The organism is Pseudomonas sp. RIT-562 (assembly GCF_026241895.1).
In the GTDB taxonomy this organism is placed as follows: domain Bacteria; phylum Pseudomonadota; class Gammaproteobacteria; order Pseudomonadales; family Pseudomonadaceae; genus Aquipseudomonas; species Aquipseudomonas mandelii_F.
Genome location: NZ_JAPJIV010000012.1, coordinates 104,164 through 121,847, shown reverse-complemented (window position 1 = coordinate 121,847; position 17,684 = coordinate 104,164). Strand labels below are relative to the sequence as shown.

At 61.1% G+C, this 17,684-nt stretch carries 19 protein-coding genes; 5 read left to right on the top strand and 14 right to left on the bottom strand.

Annotated elements, in window-relative coordinates:
- Positions 1-88 precede the first annotated feature (88 nt).
- Together ORL50_RS16445 and ORL50_RS16440 are read left to right on the top strand one after the other, a co-directional pair.
- Complete coding sequence (locus ORL50_RS16445) at positions 89-2,671, top strand: TonB-dependent receptor plug domain-containing protein (protein WP_266016473.1); 2,583 nt, start codon at positions 89-91, stop codon at positions 2,669-2,671.
- Between the two features lie 33 nt (positions 2,672-2,704).
- Positions 2,705-3,790, top strand: coding sequence for an LLM class flavin-dependent oxidoreductase (locus ORL50_RS16440; RefSeq protein ID WP_266016472.1), 1,086 nt, complete (start codon positions 2,705-2,707; stop codon positions 3,788-3,790).
- 179 nt (positions 3,791-3,969) lie between these two features.
- Here the strand turns inward: ORL50_RS16440 and ORL50_RS16435 are convergent, their stop codons facing one another.
- The 3 genes from ORL50_RS16435 to ORL50_RS16425 form a co-directional block, all read right to left on the bottom strand.
- Positions 3,970-4,431 carry an REP-associated tyrosine transposase gene (locus ORL50_RS16435; protein WP_266016471.1) on the bottom strand — a complete coding sequence of 154 codons (462 nt, stop codon included), beginning with the start codon at positions 4,429-4,431 and terminating at the stop codon, positions 3,970-3,972.
- An 809-nt stretch (positions 4,432-5,240) separates the two neighbouring features.
- Complete coding sequence (locus ORL50_RS16430; protein ID WP_266016470.1) at positions 5,241-5,576, bottom strand: hypothetical protein; 336 nt, start codon at positions 5,574-5,576, stop codon at positions 5,241-5,243.
- Positions 5,577-5,650: 74 nt separating this feature from the next.
- A complete protein-coding gene (locus ORL50_RS16425; protein WP_266016468.1) occupies positions 5,651-5,863 on the bottom strand; it encodes a hypothetical protein in 213 nt (70 codons plus the stop codon).
- 164 nt (positions 5,864-6,027) lie between these two features.
- Between ORL50_RS16425 and ORL50_RS16420 the strand changes: the two genes are divergently transcribed.
- Positions 6,028-6,267, top strand: coding sequence for a hypothetical protein (locus tag ORL50_RS16420; RefSeq protein ID WP_266016466.1), 240 nt, complete (start codon positions 6,028-6,030; stop codon positions 6,265-6,267).
- A 56-nt stretch (positions 6,268-6,323) separates the two neighbouring features.
- On the opposite strand, the gene ORL50_RS16415 is transcribed toward ORL50_RS16420, so the two are convergent.
- A complete protein-coding gene (locus ORL50_RS16415; protein ID WP_266016465.1) occupies positions 6,324-6,515 on the bottom strand; it encodes an SPOR domain-containing protein in 192 nt (63 codons plus the stop codon).
- A 205-nt stretch (positions 6,516-6,720) separates the two neighbouring features.
- Here ORL50_RS16415 and ORL50_RS16410 point away from each other — a divergent pair, with 205 nt between their 5' ends.
- Positions 6,721-7,083 (top strand): NUDIX hydrolase, encoded by a 363-nt coding sequence (locus tag ORL50_RS16410; RefSeq protein ID WP_266016463.1) that lies wholly within the window; start codon positions 6,721-6,723, stop codon positions 7,081-7,083.
- 5 nt (positions 7,084-7,088) lie between these two features.
- Here ORL50_RS16410 and ORL50_RS16405 read toward each other — a convergent pair whose 3' ends face one another.
- The 8 genes from ORL50_RS16405 to ORL50_RS16370 form a co-directional block, all read right to left on the bottom strand.
- Positions 7,089-7,856 carry a 1,6-dihydroxycyclohexa-2,4-diene-1-carboxylate dehydrogenase gene (locus ORL50_RS16405; protein WP_266016462.1) on the bottom strand — a complete coding sequence of 256 codons (768 nt, stop codon included), beginning with the start codon at positions 7,854-7,856 and terminating at the stop codon, positions 7,089-7,091.
- A 213-nt stretch (positions 7,857-8,069) separates the two neighbouring features.
- Positions 8,070-9,083: a benzoate 1,2-dioxygenase electron transfer component BenC gene (gene benC / locus ORL50_RS16400; RefSeq protein ID WP_266016461.1), complete on the bottom strand. Its 1,014-nt coding sequence runs from the start codon at positions 9,081-9,083 to the stop codon at positions 8,070-8,072.
- A 10-nt stretch (positions 9,084-9,093) separates the two neighbouring features.
- Positions 9,094-9,582, bottom strand: coding sequence for a benzoate 1,2-dioxygenase small subunit (gene benB / locus ORL50_RS16395; RefSeq protein ID WP_266016460.1), 489 nt, complete (start codon positions 9,580-9,582; stop codon positions 9,094-9,096).
- Positions 9,582-10,943, bottom strand: a complete 1,362-nt coding sequence (gene benA / locus ORL50_RS16390; RefSeq protein ID WP_266016459.1) for a benzoate 1,2-dioxygenase large subunit — start codon at positions 10,941-10,943, stop codon at positions 9,582-9,584. The genes benB and benA overlap by 1 nt, the downstream gene beginning before the upstream one ends.
- 252 nt (positions 10,944-11,195) lie before the next feature.
- Entirely contained in the window at positions 11,196-12,155 is a 960-nt protein-coding gene (locus ORL50_RS16385; RefSeq protein ID WP_314531165.1) for an AraC family transcriptional regulator, read from the bottom strand.
- 228 nt (positions 12,156-12,383) lie between these two features.
- On the bottom strand, positions 12,384-13,313 hold the full coding sequence (catA, locus tag ORL50_RS16380; RefSeq protein ID WP_266016457.1) for a catechol 1,2-dioxygenase: 930 nt from the start codon (positions 13,311-13,313) through the stop codon (positions 12,384-12,386).
- Between the two features lie 51 nt (positions 13,314-13,364).
- A complete protein-coding gene (gene catC / locus ORL50_RS16375) occupies positions 13,365-13,655 on the bottom strand; it encodes a muconolactone Delta-isomerase (protein WP_266016456.1) in 291 nt (96 codons plus the stop codon).
- Positions 13,656-13,665: 10 nt separating this feature from the next.
- Positions 13,666-14,814: a muconate cycloisomerase family protein gene (locus ORL50_RS16370; RefSeq protein ID WP_266016517.1), complete on the bottom strand. Its 1,149-nt coding sequence runs from the start codon at positions 14,812-14,814 to the stop codon at positions 13,666-13,668.
- Between the two features lie 127 nt (positions 14,815-14,941).
- On the opposite strand from ORL50_RS16370, the gene ORL50_RS16365 reads away from it, so the two are divergent.
- Positions 14,942-15,835, top strand: a complete 894-nt coding sequence (locus ORL50_RS16365) for a LysR family transcriptional regulator (RefSeq protein WP_266016455.1) — start codon at positions 14,942-14,944, stop codon at positions 15,833-15,835.
- Positions 15,836-15,843: 8 nt separating this feature from the next.
- Here the strand turns inward: ORL50_RS16365 and ORL50_RS16360 are convergent, their stop codons facing one another.
- Both ORL50_RS16360 and ORL50_RS16355 read right to left on the bottom strand, forming a co-directional pair.
- Positions 15,844-16,083, bottom strand: a complete 240-nt coding sequence (locus ORL50_RS16360) for a DUF1652 domain-containing protein (protein WP_266016454.1) — start codon at positions 16,081-16,083, stop codon at positions 15,844-15,846.
- A gap of 109 nt (positions 16,084-16,192) precedes the next feature.
- Positions 16,193-17,092: a polysaccharide deacetylase family protein gene (locus ORL50_RS16355; RefSeq protein ID WP_266016453.1), complete on the bottom strand. Its 900-nt coding sequence runs from the start codon at positions 17,090-17,092 to the stop codon at positions 16,193-16,195.
- Positions 17,093-17,684 lie beyond the last annotated feature (592 nt).

Sequence of the window (17,684 nt, the reverse complement as noted above, 5' to 3'; positions counted from 1 at the left end):
CCAAAGCCAGCTGAGACAGGTCGGGGTTGCATCAGTTGAAGCCCGACAAGCCAGACCATTGATTAATTTTTTGCGAGGCTCATTTGCCATGCCCTCTATCGCCTTTCGTTTGCCCGTAAAACGCTCTGCCCTGGCCGTGGCGGTGATGTCGACGCTGTCGATGCCGAGCTTCGCCGCCGATACCCAGCTGCAAACCGTCACCGTCCAGGCCAGCGCCAGCGACTCGGAAGATGATGCGCTGCCCACCCGCCCCTCGACTTCGGTCTACGGCGGCACCGAAACCAAGATCATCGACACTCCGCGATCCGTCACCCAGATCAACTCCGAACAACTGGCCAACGACCCGATACGCAGCGCCGACGACCTGGTCAAATACGCCCCCGGCATTACGCGCGGCGGTGGTCAGAACGCCGGTATCGCCCCGCAGTTCCGAGCCCAGGGCTCCGAAGTCTTCCAGGACGGGCAACGCGCCTATGGCGTGCGCCACCCGGCCAACTTCAACGCCTACGAAGGCGCCGACATCGTTGCCGGCCCTTCATCGGTGACTTACGGTTCCGTGTCGGGCAGTGGCGGCTACGTCAATTACCTGAGCAAAAAACCCAATTTCAGTGAGTTCAAGACCCGCCTCAGCGGTGAGCTCGGTGCCTGGGTCCCGGATGGCGAATCGCGCGACTCGAATAAATTCAGCGTCGACAATACCGGGCCGCTGAGCGACAACCTCGCTTATCGAATTAGCATCACCAAACAGCGTCAGGAAGATTTCTACGACAACGTCGACAACAATTTCGATGCGTTTTATGGCGCGCTCGCCTGGCGCAATGACAATGTCCGGGTCGACTGGAATGCCAGCTACGACGATTACTACGACTACAACATCACCCACGGCTGGAACCGCGCGAACCAGGAGTTGGTGGACCACGGCAAATACTACGCCGGGCGCGCGACGCCGATTATCCAGAACGGTAATACGCTGTGGTCACCGGTGCTGGCCTCTGGCGCGGCCGACGCCCAGACCGTCGGTTGGGTGCAGCGCCAGCGCAATGCCCAGGGCCAATATGCAGTCGTCGATGGCAGTTTCCAAAATGCCTCGCCCAACACCCAGGCCAACCCCGGCAGTTTGCGCGGTTGGGTCTATGACCCTTCGCTGGCCGGCAATGGCCTGACCCACCTGTCGTCACAGACCGGCCAGCGCGACGAAGACGAAAACAGTTCGCGGCGCTTCACTACTCAACTGAAGGTCGAAGCAGACCTCACGCCAAGCATCACCCTGGCCAACAGTACGTTCTACCAGCGCTCCCGGGATATGACCGACGCTGTCGGTTCTTTTCAAGTGCAATCCAAGGACAATCTGTTCGATAACCGCTTCGAGTTTCGCTCGCGCAACGATGTGCAACTCGGCGGCCTGACCCTGCGTGACGACAGCAACACCGGTTTGATATACCGGCGTGAATTCAACCAGTCCATTGCCGCCAACAACAACTTCGGCTCGACCATCAATGCCTACGACCTCACCCTCGACCCTTCGGGCAAAAACCCCGGCGACCTGCTGGGCCTGACCGGCTCCAATCCGGCCGGAGGCAACGGTGCCTGGATCGGCCAACCCGGGGTGGCGCAGTTTTCCAACTACTACGGCTGGCTGAACCTGCCCGCCATGTACCCGGCCGGCCATGGGCTGTATGCCGAATCGGTCGCGCCCTACACCGCCGAAAGCACTTGGACCACCAGCACCCTGTTCACCCAGCACAACCTGCGTTTCGGTGACCGTGCCGGCCTGAATATCGGGGCCAGCCGCAGCTGGATCGATGCCGAGATCGACAACCCGTTCGTGCTCGCCGGCGGCAACCGCCGCAAGGACAGCGACAACTATCGGCTGTTCGCGGTCCAGGTCAGCCCGTACGTCAAACCGACCGACAACAGCACGCTGTATTACACCTTCGATCGCTCGCTGGCCGTCAACACCGGGTTCTTCTCCAACGGCCTCGGCTGGGGAAGCGGCGCCGGGGCCAATCAGCTCAACCCGCTGGCCTTCCAGAGTCTGAGCGTGTTGCACGAAGTCGGATTGAAAGTCGAAGCGCTGCCCGATGAACTGTTCATGACCCTGGCCGCGTTCAAGCAGGCGCGGGATCAGTCGCCCGACAGCAACAACAACATTGCCCGACTGGTGATCAAGGGCATCGAGTCGACCATTCGTTATCAGCCGGACGACCACCTGCGCAGTGGCTTGAACCTGTCGAAACTCAGCGCCTACAACGAGTTCGCCTCTCAATCAGGGTTCGCCTCGGCCGGATTCGTCGCCGATAACGGCACGGTCTTCGGTGACAACAACAGCCTCAATCAACGGCCGTCCGGGCGCTTCGACGCGGTGCAGATCCCCGAGTACACCGCCAGCGGTTATGTCGACTACCGCTTCGATTCAGGCTTTGGCGCCGAGCTGTCCGGCTGGTGGACCAGCAGCTGGTACTTGAACCTGAGCAAGACCGTGAAGATCCCGGACGAATACAACCTCGACCTCGCCGTGTACTACCGCCAGCCGCAGTGGAGCACCACCTTGCGTGTGCTCAACCTGACCAATGAGCTGAACTTCGTCAGCGGCCTCGCAGGCTCGACCAATACCTTTTTGCAACCCATGCCTGGCCGCACGTTGCTGGCCCAGGTGGATTACCAGTTTTGATTCCGCGCCATCCAGTGCTATCAGGAGCGTCCCATGTCCATTGAATTTGTCGGCATGATTTTCCCCCGCCAGTGGTCCGAGACCCGTGGCATCCGCAGCCCGGACTTCGATCTGGATTTCATCCGCCACCACGCCCGTGCCCATGAGCACGCCGGCTTCGACCGAGTGCTGATCGCCAGCGGCCCGGGCAGCGCGGACAGTTTGCAGATCGCCGCTTATGCAGCGGCACACACCGAGCGCCTGGGCTTCATGATCGCCCATCGCCCGGGCCTCACCGCGCCCACGGTCGCCGCTCGCAGCTTCGCGACACTCGACCACACTACCGGTGGCGGGCGGATCCGCCTGCATGCCATTACCGGGATTACCGCCGAGCCCCAGGAGGGCGATTTCCTGCTGGACAAGACCGAGCGCTATAAACGCACCGACGAGTATCTGGAGATTGTCCGGCGTACTTGGACGGCCGAAGAACCTTTCGATTTTGAAGGGCAGTATTTCAACATCAAGGGCGCCTTTTCCCCGGTCAAGCCGCTGCAGCAGCCGCACATTCCGATTTCGTTCGGCGGGTCTTCGGATATCGCTTACCAGATCGCGGTGAAACACGCGGACCTGTATGCGTTGTGGGGTGAACCGTTGAGCGGCGTGGCCGAACAGATAGCCAAGCTGCGCGCGGCGGCCAGCGCGGCAGGTGTGGAGGCGCCACGGGTGAGCTTGTCCGTGCGCCTGATTCTGGGGCCTACCGAAGAGCTGGCGTGGCAGCGCGCGGAGCAGATTTTGCAGCAGATCAAGGCCAACCCGCAGTTCGCCGCCGGCAGTCCCTGGCAAAAACGCATCAAGGGCACCGGCTCCGAACGCCTGCTCGCGGCAGCGGCCCTGGGCGACCGCCACGACCGTGCCCTGTGGATGCCCACCGCCACCGCCGTCGGCGCCTACGGCGACACCACCGCCCTGGTCGGCACTCCGGAAACCGTGGCCCAGGCGTTACTCGACTATGTCGACCTGGGCGTAACCACCTTCCTCAATCGCGGTTACGACCCGTTGTACGACACCGTGGATTACGGACGCTGGATCATCCCGGCAGTGCGCGAAGAAGCGCAACGGCGCAAGACGCGGGTGGCGTAGGCGAATTCGCCAACGCCATCGCTGGCAAGCCTGGCTCCTACGGATTCACGTCGAACCCAACCCCGCGTACACCCGAATCACTGTAGGAGCCTGGCTTGCCAGCGATGACGTCCGCAAGATCGCCATCGCCGGCAAGCCGGGCTCCTACGGATTTGTGTCGAGCCATCACTCGGATATTGCTACTCCAGCCATTTGGCATCCCACAACGGGTAGTCGTGCACACGCCTGACAAGGCCTGCACGTAACGGATTGGCGATCACGTAACGCGCGACCGCCAGCAAATCCTCTTCGCTGCGAATAGCTCGGTCGTAGAAGCCTTTTTGCCACAGGCGTCCGGTACGCCCCAGGTGAGCATTGATCGTTCGAGCGCTGCGGGATCTCGTGATTCGCATTACCGCTGGCAACGTACTGTTTTTCAATTCGACCAGCCAATGAAAATGATCGGGCATTACCACGAAAGTCAGTGACTCGATCAGTTCATCCGCGTGTGCCCGTTGGAATTCTCGCACTAGCAAGCGTCCGGTTCGCCAGTCATTGAACAAGCGTTCGCGGTGTTGGACGACAGCGGTCAACAGGTAGATTTGGCCCGCTTGAGAGAAGCGGCCGGCGCGTAGGCGATTAGCATGGGGAAGATCAGGCATTCCATTGCCCTCCTGTGTTTTTGCAGACCACACAAGCCTAGAGCTGATTAATGGGGAGTGTCGCCAGGTTTGAGTTCTGGATGTGTCTGCAGGCGCGCGATGGTCCTGTAGGAGCCCGGCTTGCCGGCGATGGCGATTTGGTGGACGTCATCGCTGGCGAGCCAGGCTCCTACAGGTGATTGGCGGTGGGCGCGGGATTTGGGTTCGGCACACATCCGTAGGAGCTCGGCTTGCCGGCGATGGCGATTTCGGGGACGCCATCGCTGGCAAGCCAGGCTCCTACAGGTGATTGGCGGTGGATGCGGGATTTGGGATTGGCGCAAATCCGTAGGAGCCCGGCTTGCCGGCGATGGCGATTTCGGGGACGCCATCGCTGGCAAGCCAGGCTCCTACATGGGATGGGGTGTACGCGGGATTTTGGTTCGACGTGAATCCGTAGGAGCCCGGCTTGCCGGCGATGGCGATTTCGGGGACGCCATCGCTGGCAAGCTAGGCTCCTACAGGTGATTGGCGGTGGACGCGGGATTTGGGTTCGGCACAAACCCGTAGGAGCCCGGCTTGCCGGCGATGGCGATTTCGTGGACGTCATCGCTGGCAAGCCAGGCTCCTACAGGTGATTGGCGGTGGACGCGGGATTTGGGTTCGGCACAAACCCGTAGGAGCCCGGCTTGCCGGCGATGGCGATGTCGTGGACGCCATCGCTGGCAAGCCAGTCTCCTGGATCAATGACCGGCGAGGAAAGAAAAGCGCCAGTCCTCAAGGCATCCCGTTGACCGACATCAGCGCTTGAATAGAGGCGCGGCTGAAGGTTACAGGCAGTCGCGCACGGCTTGGCGCAATGCACCCGATTTGGCCCAGGGTGGCCCCTGATACAGCGATACGCGGCTGCCGTCCTTGTTCTTGACGATATCAACGATCTCGTCTGCCGTGATCATTCCCGGGGCGTTGATCCGGTAGCCATTGGAGATCGAGGTCTGGCGGGTGGCCGAGACTTCCTTCTGCCATAACGGCAAGACGCAGGCGGCGTACTCCTTGGGTGGCTTCTCGCTGTACTTGCTGACGTTCGGTTCACCCGGCACAACGGAAGCGGGTAACGAGCAACCCGCCAGTGACGCCAGCACGATTCCCGCGATGAGCATCCGCATGAGGCTTTCCTTCGCTTAAAAAGGAAAATGTAGCGCGTGGCGGCGCAGACATCCATCTGATCCACGAAAGCTCTTCATTGCGGGTTGTCATCACGGGTCTCATAGGTCCGCGTATTGAGGTAAGTCATCCAGCGTTCATAGGCCTCGTGTTGCCATTGAGTGACCCGCTCCCATTCCGGGCCGCTTAGCTGATGGGAGGAGATGAGCTTCATCATTTCGGTGGTGGCCGCATCCAGATCAACGATCAGCTCATGGGCGTGGAACCGGAAATCATCGGTGGTCGTCATGTGCAAGTGGCCTCGAACCGAGCGGAAAATCGCTACCCCCTACGACAGCGCTACGGCGGGTTCACCTCCACCTTCCCGACCAAAGGCAGCTCGTCGCAGCGCCCCCACACCTTCCCCAGAGCGGTCTAGTCTTTCGAAACGGAGAATTATTGCAGGAGGTTGGCATGTGGCTTAACGAATCGGAACAGCAACTTCGGCGGGACTTGCAGGGCGTTGCCTCGGACCTGCGCTGGTCGGCGGTGGAGCTTTTGCGCATCGCCGAGCAATTACAGCAGGCAGGCAATGAGGTCGACGCCAAGGCGGCCAAGCGCTTGTGTGAAGTACTGCAGGGGGATGAAGAACGCTTGGCGCTGTACGCCGGGGAAGTGAAGGCCCGGGCGATCACGCGCCATCAGGCTCACTGACGAAAAATGTGGCGAGGGAGCGGGCTCTCTCGCCACATTTAATCACTGCAAAAAAGTTACTGGTTCTTTGCAGGTTTAGGCGATCTGTCGCGGTAGCCGGGCAACGAGGCCGCAAAGGCCAATGCTTCTTCGCGGCTGGCAAATGCGCCCAGACGGTCGCCTTTGGTGCAGACTCGCCATGGACCATTGTTCACGCTGAGTACGTCGTAACCGTTCATATGCATTTTGTTCAGCATCGGTACACTCATGACAACCTCCTTCGCGGCTTCATATCCAGGATTGACCTGCCTACCTTACACCTGCCACCCGCAAAGGTGCTGACCAGACGTCGCGACGCCAGCGATTGCACTTTCTCCCTCCTCCCAGGCTCCAATCATCTGAAACCCGCAAGCTGCACGGTCTTAATATTGCAGTTTTATGACATTATTGTGACAGCCAATATTTGGATAGAGCATGAAAGTACGCGCAACCGTCATCTGCGAGCAGGATCGCCACATACTTCTGGTACGCAAGTATGGATGCCGCTGGACGCTGCCCGGAGGCAAGGTCGAGCCGGGCGAGACCATTGCCGACGCGGCCGAACGTGAGCTGCGGGAGGAAACCAGCCTGGGGGTCGACGGGCTTCTCTACCTGATGGCGCTGGAATCCGGCGATACCTGCCACCACGTGTACGAAGCATCAGTGGTGGATTACGAGCTCGCGCGGCCCACCAATGAAATAGTCGACTGCGTATGGCATCCGCTGAACTCGGTGCACAACCTCAGTACCAACGAAGCCACGCTGCGGATCGTCAAGGCTTTCCAGCGGCGCCTGTAGCTTGATCAGCCCTGGTCGCCCCCACCGACTGGCATGATCATGCCGGTTATGTAGGACGCCTCGTCGCTGGCCAAAAACAGAATGGCGCCAGCCTGCTCATCGAGCGTGCCATAACGCTTCATCAAGCTGCTGTCGAGCGTCTGGTCGACGATCTGCTGATACCACACCTTCTCTTCTGCACTCTGTTCGGCGCTGTTGCGCGGGATCACCCGTGGCGGCGCGTCGGTGCCGCCAGGTGCGGTGGCATTGACCCGCACGCCGCGCCCGGCGGTTTCAAATGCCAGGCACGCGGTCAGGGCGTTGACCCCACCCTTCGCCGCACCATAGGGCACGCGGTTGATGCTGCGGGTGGCGATCGAGGAGACATTGACGATCGCGCCGCTGCCCTGCTCCAGCATGAACGGCAGTGCGGCATGGCAGCACCACATTGTCGGGAACAGCGAGCGCCGGACTTCGGCCTCGATCTGGGATGCTTCGTAGTGCTCGAACGGCTTGGCCCAGATGGTGCCGCCGACGTTGTTGATCAGGATGTCGAGGCGACCGAAATGCCCGACGGCGGCCTGCATCACACGCTCGCATTCGCTGTATTGCTCGAGATCGGCGGTCAGCGCGAAGCTGTCCTGGCCCAGTTGCTGTTGCAGCTCGAACACCAGCTCGGAGCGGTCGACCAGGATCAAGCGCGCGCCTTCGGCCGCCATGCGTTCAGCGACACGCCGGCCGATGCCTTGGGCGGCGCCGGTGATCAGGGCGATTTTTTCGTGGAATCTGTTCATGTGTACCTCGACATATCAGGTGCGGCATTTCTTGTGGGGCAATGCTGTGGAGGCAAACAGTGGAGGCCATACCCACTGTGGGAGCAAAGCTTGCTCGCGATAGCAATCTCGCAGGCAACATCCCCGCTGAATGCTCCGCCCTCATCGCGAGCAAGCTTTGCTCCCACAATGGGTATGGCTCCTACCGCGGGTATGGCTGGAGAGCCATAGGGCTCACGCTGCGCTGGCGGCGAATTTTTCGTAGTAGAAATTCGCCGGGGCGATGCCTTGTTCGCGGATGTACTGGCTGACCGCCTCGACCATCGGCGGCGGACCGCACAGGTAGACGTCGACGTCGCCATCGTTCAAATGCCGTGGCTCGATGTGCTGGGTCACATAGCCCTTGAGCGGGTGCTGGCTGTCGGGGCTGGCCACGCAGGCGCTGAAGCTGAAGTTGGGGATGCGTGCGGCGAAAGCCTCAAGGCGATCGAGCTCCACCAGGTCAAAATCGTGGGTCACGCCATAAATCAGGTGCAGTGGATATTCGCTGCCCTGCTCGGCAATTTTCTCCAGCATCGCCGTGAATGGCGCCAGCCCCGTGCCGCCGGCCAGCAACAGCAATGGGCGACGGATGTCGCGCAGGTAAAAGCTGCCCAACGGCCCGGCCAGGCTCATGCTGTCGCCGGCCTTGGCCATGCCGGTGAGGAAACTGCTCATCAGTCCGCCAGGCACATTGCGAATCAGGAAACTCACTTCGCCGTCATGCTGCAACGAGCTGAAGGAGTAGGCACGGGTCTGCGTGCTGCCCGGCACGCCGAGGTTCACATACTGCCCCGGCAGGAACGCCAGTTTGCTCAAGGACTCGCCCTTGATCGACAGCGCAATGGTGCTGTCGGACAACTGGCGCACGGCGCTGATGGTTGCTTCAAAGCTGGCTTGCCGGGTGCGGCAGACATCCGATGAGGCCGGCACTCGCACCACGCAGTCACTCTGGGCGCGCATCTGGCAGGTGAGGACAAAACCCTGCTCGGCTTCGTCGGCCGTCAAGGCGTCGTCGATGTATTCCTCACCCAGGTCGTAACGCCCGGCTTCGGCGAAACACTTGCAGGTACCGCAGGCGCCATCGCGGCAGTCCAGCGGGATGTTGATGCCCTGGCGGTAAGCGGCGTCGGCCACGGTTTCACCAGGATTGGCGTCGATGAACCGGGTGACGCCGTCTTCGAAATTGAATGCGATGGAATGAGTCATGGCGCCGGCCTCACAAATGGTAGACATCGATGACCTGACGAACGTAGTCGTTCTTCAGGATCACTTTCTTGGCCTTGATCAGCGGGTTTTCACCGCGCATGTCCAGGGTGTAGAAACTGCTGCCGAAATAGCTGTCGACGGTCTTGTAACGAAAGCTCAGGGTGTGCCAGTTGAAGCGCACCTTGCAGACGCCGTCGGCCTGTTCCAGCAGTTCGATGTTGCTCAGGTTGTGCGAGGTGCGGGTGTCCGGCACGCTGGCGCTGGAGCGCTCGGTCTTGATGCGGAACACACGGTCTTCAAGGCCAGTGCGATTGCCGTACCAGATCAGCGAGATTTCCCGCTGCGGATCTTCTGTCAGTTCGTCGTTGTCGTCCCAGGAGGGCATCCAGAAGGTCGCGTCCGGCGCGTACAGTTCCAGCCATTCATCCCACTGGCGGTCGTCGAGGTAGCGCGCTTCGCGGTAGAGGAAATCGCGCACGGATTCGTAGGTAATGGTCATCACACAGTCTCCACGGCAATCAGCTTCGATTGCTCGGCGGCCAGCGCCTTGAGCATGGTCTGCTGCCAGTATTTGTGCTGCAGCACGAACAGGCCCTCGTCCTCGGTGCGCACGCCGCTGAGCAACGGATGCAGGTCGATTTCCCTGGCCGCTTCATCGGCACCTTCGATCCAGTGCTCGGCGCCCCGGGACATGTCGTTCCAGGCGGTCACGCTGCCCTGGTAGCCGGTCTGGCAGGATCGAAACTCTTCAAGATCGTCCGGTGTAGCCATGCCGCTGACGTTGAAGAAATCCTCGTACTGGCGAATCCGGCTGGAGCGCGCGTGATCGCTTTCGCCCTTGGGAGCGATGCAGTAAATGGTGATTTCCGTGCGGTTGACCGAGATCGGCCGGGCAATGCGGATCTGCGAGCTGAACTGGTCCATCAGGTACACGTTGGGGTACAGGCACAGGTTGCGCGAGTTCTCGATCATCCAGTCGGCGCGAGCCTTGCCGAAGTCCTGTGCAAGCTCGTCGCGGCGCTCGTACAGCGGACGGTCCTCAGGGTTGGCCCAGCGGGTCCAGAGCAGCATGTGGCCCTTTTCGAAGGAGTAAAAACCACCGCCCTGCTTGGCCCAGCTGCCGGCACTCATGGTCGGGTTGGTGTCGCCGGCCTCGCGTTGCTTGCGCTGGTTCTGGGTGGCCGCGTAGTTCCAGTGCACGGAGCTGACGTGGTAGCCGTCGGCGCCGTTTTCAGCGGTCAGTTTCCAGTTGCCTTCATAGATATAGCTGGAGGAACCGCGCAGCACTTCCAGGCCATCGGCGGACTGGTCGACGATCATGTCGATGATCTTGGCCGACTCACCCAGGTGTTCCACCAGCGGCACTACGTCGGCCTTGAGGCTGCCGAACAGGAAGCCGCGATAGGACTCGAAACGCGCGACTTTGGTCAGGTCGTGGGAGCCTTCGCAGTTGAAGCTCGCCGGATAACCGGCCGCAGCCGGGTCCTTGACCTTGAGCAGCTTGCCGGAGTTGTTGAAGGTCCAGCCGTGGAATGGGCAGGTATAGGAGCTCTTGTTGCCGGACTTGTGCCGGCACAGCATGGCGCCGCGGTGACTGCAGGCGTTGATAAAGGCGTTGAGTTCACCGTCCTTGTTGCGCGCGATGAAGATCGACTGGCGCCCCATGGTGGTGGTGTAGAAATCGTTCTTGTTGGGGATCTGGCTTTCGTGGGCGAGATACAGCCAGTTGCCTTCGAAGATGTGTTCCATCTCGAGGTCATACAGGCGCGGGTCGGTGAACATCTCGCGTTTGCAGCGATAGATACCCTGCTCTGGATCGTCTTCAAGCAGGGATTGCAGGTATTCGGGTCGCAGGGTCATGGCCGCCGCCTCCATTGTTTTTATTCAGGCAGGGCCATGCTAGGACGGGGGGATGACACGGACTATCCGCTGGGTGCAGACCTTTATCCGTTTAGTGCAGCGGTGTGACAACCGCTGTGGGAGCTAAGCTTTTTTGTGGGAGCAAAGCTTGCTCGCGATGGCGGTCGAGTAGCTACGTTGGTGTTGAATGTTCTGGCCCTATCGCGGGCAAGCCTTGCTCCCACACAAGCCCCGCCCCCACAGCGTGCGCGGTTAATGCCGGCGCTTGAGGGTGTCGGAGGGCAGCTCGCCGAACTGCTTGCGGTAGCTGTCGGAGAACCGTCCCAGGTGCAGGAAGCCGTAATCCATCGCCACCTCGGTGACGTTGCGCACGATGCAGGTCGGGTCGCTGAGGCAGGCGTTGACGCGTTCCAGGCGTTTCTGGCGGATGTAATTTTTCGGCGTGGTGCTCGCGTTGCGTTCGAACAGGCCGTACAACGAACGCAGGCTCATGCTGGCCTGGCGCGCAAGTTCCTCGCTGTCGATGTCGTGCTTGAGGTTCCTGGCGATGTAATCGGCAATCGCCTCGAACGTCGCCGTCTGTGAGCCGATTTCCAGGCGGCTGACGTTGGTCTTCATCAGGCTGAGCATCTTGCTGACGATGATCTGCGCGTAGTGCTCCTGCACCCGGGGAATTTGCTCGGTCGCCTCGGCCTCCTGGCAAATCATCGCCAGCAGGTTGACGAAACCTTCCAGTTCGTTGAGCTGGTAGCGGTTTTCCAGGAACCGCACGCCCTGCCCCGGATAGCGCCAGCGCTGCTCATTGCAGACGGACTCGAGCAACGACGCGGGTACTTTGAGGATGAATTTTTCGCAATCGTCGGAATAGGTCAGGTCCACCGGATCGTCGGGATTGATCAGCAGCAACTCGCCGGGGGCGAAGTAATGCTCCTGGGCGTGACCACGCCACAGGCAGTTGCCGCGCAACAACACTTGCAGGTGATAGATGGTTTCCAGCGCACCTGAGGTGACGCGCACGCTGCCGCCGTAACTGATGCGGCACAGGTCGAGGCTGGCGAATTTGCGATGATTGAGGCTGGCCAGGGGTTGGCCGGCCCTGGGCATCAGGATGCAATGGTTCCCGACATGCTGATTGACGTAGCCCGACACCGCGTAGGGGTCGGCATGGTCGAATACAGTGCTGCGCTGACTCAACAGTTGCGCGTGCATCATCGGGTCACTCTCGTTGTTGTTATGGGTGCTTCTGGGCATTCTAAGGCAATACAGGCAGCGGTGTATCCGTGAGCTGACACGTGGGGCTTCTTGCCTCTTCGCGAGCAAGCCCGCTCCCACATTGCACTGCATTTCACGCGGTCCAATGTGGGAGCGGGCTTGCTCGCGAAGACGGATTGACATTCAACATTAACGTTGAAGTCAGTCCCCCCACGAGCATTGCAAAGATCAATCTTCGAGTGCGCGAACCCGCTCCATGCGTTGCTGCTCCTGCGGCTGGGCCGACGACTGCAGGGTGAAGTCGAAGTCGATTTCGGCGAATCGGCCGCTGACACCGTAGGCCGCCGCGCGCGCCTGGTCGTCGCTGAAGGTGATCTTGGCGATCAGCTCATCACGGGTGGCGTAGGCGAAATCGTCGTGCAGGTATTCGTCGCCGTCCAGGTTGATCTGGGTGGTCAGGTGGCGATGATCGGCAGCCGAGATGAAGAAGTGGATATGCGCCGGGCGCTGGCCGTGGCGTCCCAGTTGATCCAGCAATTGCTGGGTCGGGCCATCCGGTGGGCAACCGTAGCCAGACGGCACGATGCTGCGGAAACGGTAACGGCCCTCGGCGTCGGTCACGATACGGCGGCGCAGGTTGAATTCCGATTGAGTGCTGTCGAAGTAGGAATAAGTGCCGCCCGTGTTGGCGTGCCAGACATCCACCACCGCACCGGCCAGTGGTTCGCCAGCGGTATTGAGCACCTGGCCTTGCATGAACAGGGTTACGCCCGGATCAACGCCGTCGTCCAGGCGCGCCTCGAAGTTGGACAAAGATGCGCCCGCCACGTACAGCGGGCCTTCGATGGTGCGCGGAGTGCCGCCAGCCTTGCCGGCCTGCTCGTCTTCGGCATCCATCAGCAAATCGAGATAGTGTTCCAGCCCCAGGCCAGCGACGACCAGCCCGGCTTCCTGGCGCGAGCCCAGCACGTTGAGGTAGTTGACGGCTTTCCAGAACTCTTCCGGCGTTACCGCCAGGTCCTCGATGATGTTCACCGAGTCACGCAGAATGCGGTAGATCAACGCCTTGACCCGCGGGCTGCCGGCATCGTTGTGCAGGCCGCTGGCTTCTTCGAGAAATTGCTGGGCAGCAGCAGTGTGGGAAATCTTGACGTTCATGGTGGTTCCTCATCTTGTAATTATTAGCGTAGCGAACTGAACAGGCTGGGTTCAGCGGTCATCCTCGCGAATCGACGAAGGATGCCGGCACATCGCGGTGACTTCGATCGCCATGTACGGGTACAGCGGCAGTTGCATCAGCAGGTCGTGCAGTTCCTGGACGCTCTCGACATCGAACACGCTGTAGTTGGCGTACAGCCCGGCGATGCGCCACAGGTGACGCCACTTGCCCTGGTCTTGCAGACGCTGGGAGAACGCCTTTTCGTCAGCCTTGAGCTTGGCGGCCAACTCGGTATTCATGTCGACCGGCAGGTTCACGGTCATCTTTACGTGGAACAGCATGATGCACTCCTCAGACTTGATGAAGAACAGTGGAAGACTTGTCGCGGCGGAAAAACGCCAGGCGTTCTTCGTCCAGCACCAGGCCCAGGCCCGGGGTGGTCGGTACGTGCAGCTCGAAATCGCGATACTCCAGCGGTTCGCGCAGGATGTCTTCGGTCAGCAGCAACGGGCCGAACAGCTCGGTGTCCCAGGCCAGCTTGTTCAGGGTGATGAACGCCTGGGCCGAAGCCATGGTGCCGATCCCGCCCTCGAGCATGGTGCCGCCGTACAGGCCGATACCGGCCGCTTCGGCAATGGCTGCGGTCTTGAGCACGGCGCGTGGGCCGCCATTCTTGGCGATCTTCAGGGCGAAGATCGAAGCGGCGCCCTCACGGGCCAGGTTGAACGCATCTTCCACGCATTCGATGGATTCGTCGGCCATGATCGGCGCCGGGCTCATGGCATTCAGGCGTGCCATGCCGGCGCGATTGTTGCGCGAAATCGGCTGTTCGATCAGGTCGATACCGTTAGTGCCGAGGATCCGGCAGGCACGGATGGCCACCGCTTCGTCCCAGGCCTGATTGACGTCCACCCGCACGCTTGCGCGATCGCCCAGGGCTTTCTTGATGGCGATCACATGCGCAAGGTCGCGATTGACTTCACCGGCGCCGATTTTCAGCTTGAAGATGCGGTGGCGGCGCAGGTCGAGCATTTGTTCCGCTTCGGCGATGTCCTTGGCGGTATCGCCACTGGCCAGGGTCCAGGCCACGGGCAGCGCATTGCGCACCCGGCCACCGAGCAATTCGCTGACCGCCAGGCCCAGGCGCTTGCCCTGGGCGTCGAGCAAGGCGGTTTCGATACCTGATTTGGCGAAGGTGTTGCCACGGATACTGCGCTCCAGGCGCAGCATCGCCGCATTCACGTTGGCGCTGTCCTGACCCAGCAGCAGCGGCGCGAAGTGGCGGTCGATGTTGGTCTTGATGCTGTCCGGGCTTTCGTTGCCATACGCCAGGCCACCGATGGTGGTGGCTTCGCCGATACCTTCGATGCCGTCGGCGCAACGCACGCGAATGATCACCAGCGTCTGGTTCTGCATGGTGTGCATGGCCAGCTTGTGCGGGCGAATGGTCGGCAGATCGACGATGATCGTCTCGATCGATTCAATGGCTGTTGCAAGCATTTCGATACCCGTCAGGTTCTTGGAGTTCTGCAACCGATTCTGGTACGGCTTTTTTCTGGAAGCCAATATAGAATTGGTCTGACTTGATACCTTACAGGTATGAAAACTTGAAAGTTCTGGAGGCTCCATGGAACTGCGTCACCTGCGCTACTTTCAGGTGTTGGCGAAAACCCTCAACTTCACCCGCGCTGCCGAGTTGCTGCACATCGCGCAACCGCCCCTGAGCCGGCAGATCCAGCAGCTGGAAGAGGAGTTGGGGGTGCTGTTGTTAGAACGTGGCCGACCATTGAAGTTGACCGACGCCGGCCGGTTTTTCCACGAGCACTCCAGTGCGCTTCTGGAGCAACTGAGCAAGGTGTGTGACAACACCCGGCGCATTGGCCTCGGGGAAAAAACCTGGCTGGGGATCGGCTTTGCGCCCTCGACGCTCTATGGCGTGCTGCCGGAACTGATCCGCCGCTTGCGCAGCGGCGAGCCCCTGGAGCTGGAACTGGGGCTGTCGGAGCTGACCACGCTGCAGCAGGTGCAGGCGCTCAAGGCCGGCAGGATCGATATCGGCTTTGGGCGAATCCGCATTGACGACCCGGCCATCATCCAGACCGTGCTGACCGAGGACCGCCTGGTCGCCGCCCTGCCCGCCGGGCACCCGCTGCTGGGCGCGCCGATCAGCCTGCGGGAACTGGCCAGGGAACCGTTCGTACTCTATCCGGGCAACCCGCGCCCCAGTTATGCCGACCATGTGATCGCGCTGTTCGAATCCTATGGTGTGAGCATCCAGGTGGCGCAATGGACCAACGAGCTGCAAACCGCGATCGGCCTGGTCGGGGCAGGCATCGGAGTGACCCTGGTGCCGGCGTCCGTGCAACTCCTGCACCGGGACGACATTGGCTTTACCGCGTTGCTGGAAGACAACGCAACTTCACCGATCATTCTCAGTCGGCGGGTGGGCGATGTATCGCCGGGCTTGAAACACTGCCTGCAGATGATTGATGAATTGCTGCCGGTCGAGCTGCAGGATTGATCCGCCGGTCATCCGGCAAACGCGCGGCGTCCGGCGTTGATTTCCCTGCGCAACTCGGCGATGAGATTGTTGATGGAACGGATGCTGGTCAGGTCTGCAGCGGATACATTGCGGATAAAAAGCACGATCTGGCGGGTACCAGGATCGAAAATCGTGTTCTCCAGTAATCCTAGGCTCTCCGTACATTCGCACGACAGCGGCTTGAACCCGGATTCTACAATGCTGGAAAGGACTGAAATGGGCATCATGGCTGACGACTCGGCGGCAGTTGATGGAAACGACCCGGTGAGAATAGATCCACTTTGCCGATTGCGCGCCCGTCGCAGTGTTATCCAGCTCTCACTTTGAGCAATTTTCTCAGCGTGAATCCCGGGACCAGATCCAGTTCCACAGCCCGGGCAATTGCACCGGCTGCGAACTGTCGCGCACGGTACGCGCCAGCGCAGCCCGTTGCAGGGCCGCAGTGTCATCGTAGAAAGGCTTTTGCGCGACCTTGACGCCTGTCTCCCGGGCGCTGTCCATGAGGATCTGCAGGTACTCGCGAGCATGCCTTGCGGTGTAGCGATTGAGGTCATGAAAGGTCACCACTACCGGAATCACCCCGTCGACTGCCGGCAATTGACCTTGGGCAATGCGTTCGCGCACCTCGGACATTGACCGCAGCATGTGCGAGCGCCGTCGCGGGCTGGCGTTGAAGCCCCAAATCTTGCCGTCGTTGGCACTGAGGTCGGTGAGCAGCACATGCAGGCCGTGTTGCTGGTAGGCGGCGAAGGTGCGTTGGTCGTAGTTCCAGAACGGCGGGCGCACCAGGGTCGGCGGCGCGCCGGTAATTGCGGCGATATCGGCCACACCATCCTTGAGCGATTGACTCAGCGCCAGGTCGTCCAGGGATCGATGGTTGCTGTGGCCGGGCGTGGCCGTGTGAAAGCCGATGACGTGGCCTTCAGCCTGCTCGCGGCGCATGACCTGCCGCCCGATCTCACTGCCCCCCGCCCGGGACGCGCGGGTTTGCACGAAAAACACCGCCTTGATGCCCGGTTGCAGCGGATTTTGCGCGAGGCTGTCGAGTATCGTCAGCGTCGGGTTCCAGAAGCTTGAGGCGCTGGGGCCGTCGTCGAAGGTCAGTAAAAAGCGGATGGGAGGTTGCGCGGTTAAACGTTGCTCGGTTTGCGCGGTCATTTCTATAGGCGCAGCAATGCACCCGGCCAAGCCGGCAGCGATCAGGAGTGGAGCGAGGAGCTTGCACAGCAGTTTCATGGTTTGCCTTGGCCAGACGATTGCGCCTCTGCGGCGCGGCGGGGGCGAATAGGAATTGAAGGGGGGTGGCGGTGGGTCAGTCTACATTGATGGTGAATGATACGCCGCCATCGCTGGCAAGCCAGGCTCCTACAGTGATTCGGGTGTACGCGGGATTTGGGTTCGACGTGGACCCGTAGGAGCCCGGCTTGCCGGCGATGGCGATCTTACGGACGCCATCGCTGGCAAGCCAGGCTCCTACAGTGATTCGGGTGTACGCGGGATTTGGGGTCGACGTGGACCCGTAGGAGCCCGGCTTGCCGGCGATGGCGATCTTACGGACGCCATCGCTGGCAAGCCAGGCTCCTACAGGGAAGGCAGCGCCAACGTCGAGGATGCGCACGAGCAACGAGCGCAGCGAGCCGGCTTGATGCCTTGGTCGGCCCGAAGGCCGCCACGGCCCTGTTGTTGATCACGGACGCCCCATTAACCACGCTGGCCGAACGCAGGTATTGCGCAGCGGGGAAACCGGCAAGGATGCCGGTTTAGCCGCGCTGGGCCAGGGACGGCCCATCGCGGCGACCCGCGGAGCAATGCCTGCGTTCGGGCACAC

Coding starts and splice junctions, on each gene's coding strand:
- ORL50_RS16445 (WP_266016473.1), top strand. CDS start 89: ATGCCCTCTATCGCCTTTCGTTTGCCCGTAAAACGCTCTGCCCTGGCC.
- ORL50_RS16440 (WP_266016472.1), top strand. CDS start 2,705: ATGTCCATTGAATTTGTCGGCATGATTTTCCCCCGCCAGTGGTCCGAG.
- ORL50_RS16435 (WP_266016471.1), bottom strand. CDS start 4,431: ATGCCTGATCTTCCCCATGCTAATCGCCTACGCGCCGGCCGCTTCTCT.
- ORL50_RS16430 (WP_266016470.1), bottom strand. CDS start 5,576: ATGCGGATGCTCATCGCGGGAATCGTGCTGGCGTCACTGGCGGGTTGC.
- ORL50_RS16425 (WP_266016468.1), bottom strand. CDS start 5,863: ATGACGACCACCGATGATTTCCGGTTCCACGCCCATGAGCTGATCGTT.
- ORL50_RS16420 (WP_266016466.1), top strand. CDS start 6,028: ATGTGGCTTAACGAATCGGAACAGCAACTTCGGCGGGACTTGCAGGGC.
- ORL50_RS16415 (WP_266016465.1), bottom strand. CDS start 6,515: ATGAGTGTACCGATGCTGAACAAAATGCATATGAACGGTTACGACGTA.
- ORL50_RS16410 (WP_266016463.1), top strand. CDS start 6,721: ATGAAAGTACGCGCAACCGTCATCTGCGAGCAGGATCGCCACATACTT.
- ORL50_RS16405 (WP_266016462.1), bottom strand. CDS start 7,856: ATGAACAGATTCCACGAAAAAATCGCCCTGATCACCGGCGCCGCCCAA.
- benC (WP_266016461.1), bottom strand. CDS start 9,083: ATGACTCATTCCATCGCATTCAATTTCGAAGACGGCGTCACCCGGTTC.
- benB (WP_266016460.1), bottom strand. CDS start 9,582: ATGACCATTACCTACGAATCCGTGCGCGATTTCCTCTACCGCGAAGCG.
- benA (WP_266016459.1), bottom strand. CDS start 10,943: ATGACCCTGCGACCCGAATACCTGCAATCCCTGCTTGAAGACGATCCA.
- ORL50_RS16385 (WP_314531165.1), bottom strand. CDS start 12,155: ATGATGCACGCGCAACTGTTGAGTCAGCGCAGCACTGTATTCGACCAT.
- catA (WP_266016457.1), bottom strand. CDS start 13,313: ATGAACGTCAAGATTTCCCACACTGCTGCTGCCCAGCAATTTCTCGAA.
- catC (WP_266016456.1), bottom strand. CDS start 13,655: ATGCTGTTCCACGTAAAGATGACCGTGAACCTGCCGGTCGACATGAAT.
- ORL50_RS16370 (WP_266016517.1), bottom strand. CDS start 14,814: ATGCTTGCAACAGCCATTGAATCGATCGAGACGATCATCGTCGATCTG.
- ORL50_RS16365 (WP_266016455.1), top strand. CDS start 14,942: ATGGAACTGCGTCACCTGCGCTACTTTCAGGTGTTGGCGAAAACCCTC.
- ORL50_RS16360 (WP_266016454.1), bottom strand. CDS start 16,083: ATGATGCCCATTTCAGTCCTTTCCAGCATTGTAGAATCCGGGTTCAAG.
- ORL50_RS16355 (WP_266016453.1), bottom strand. CDS start 17,092: ATGAAACTGCTGTGCAAGCTCCTCGCTCCACTCCTGATCGCTGCCGGC.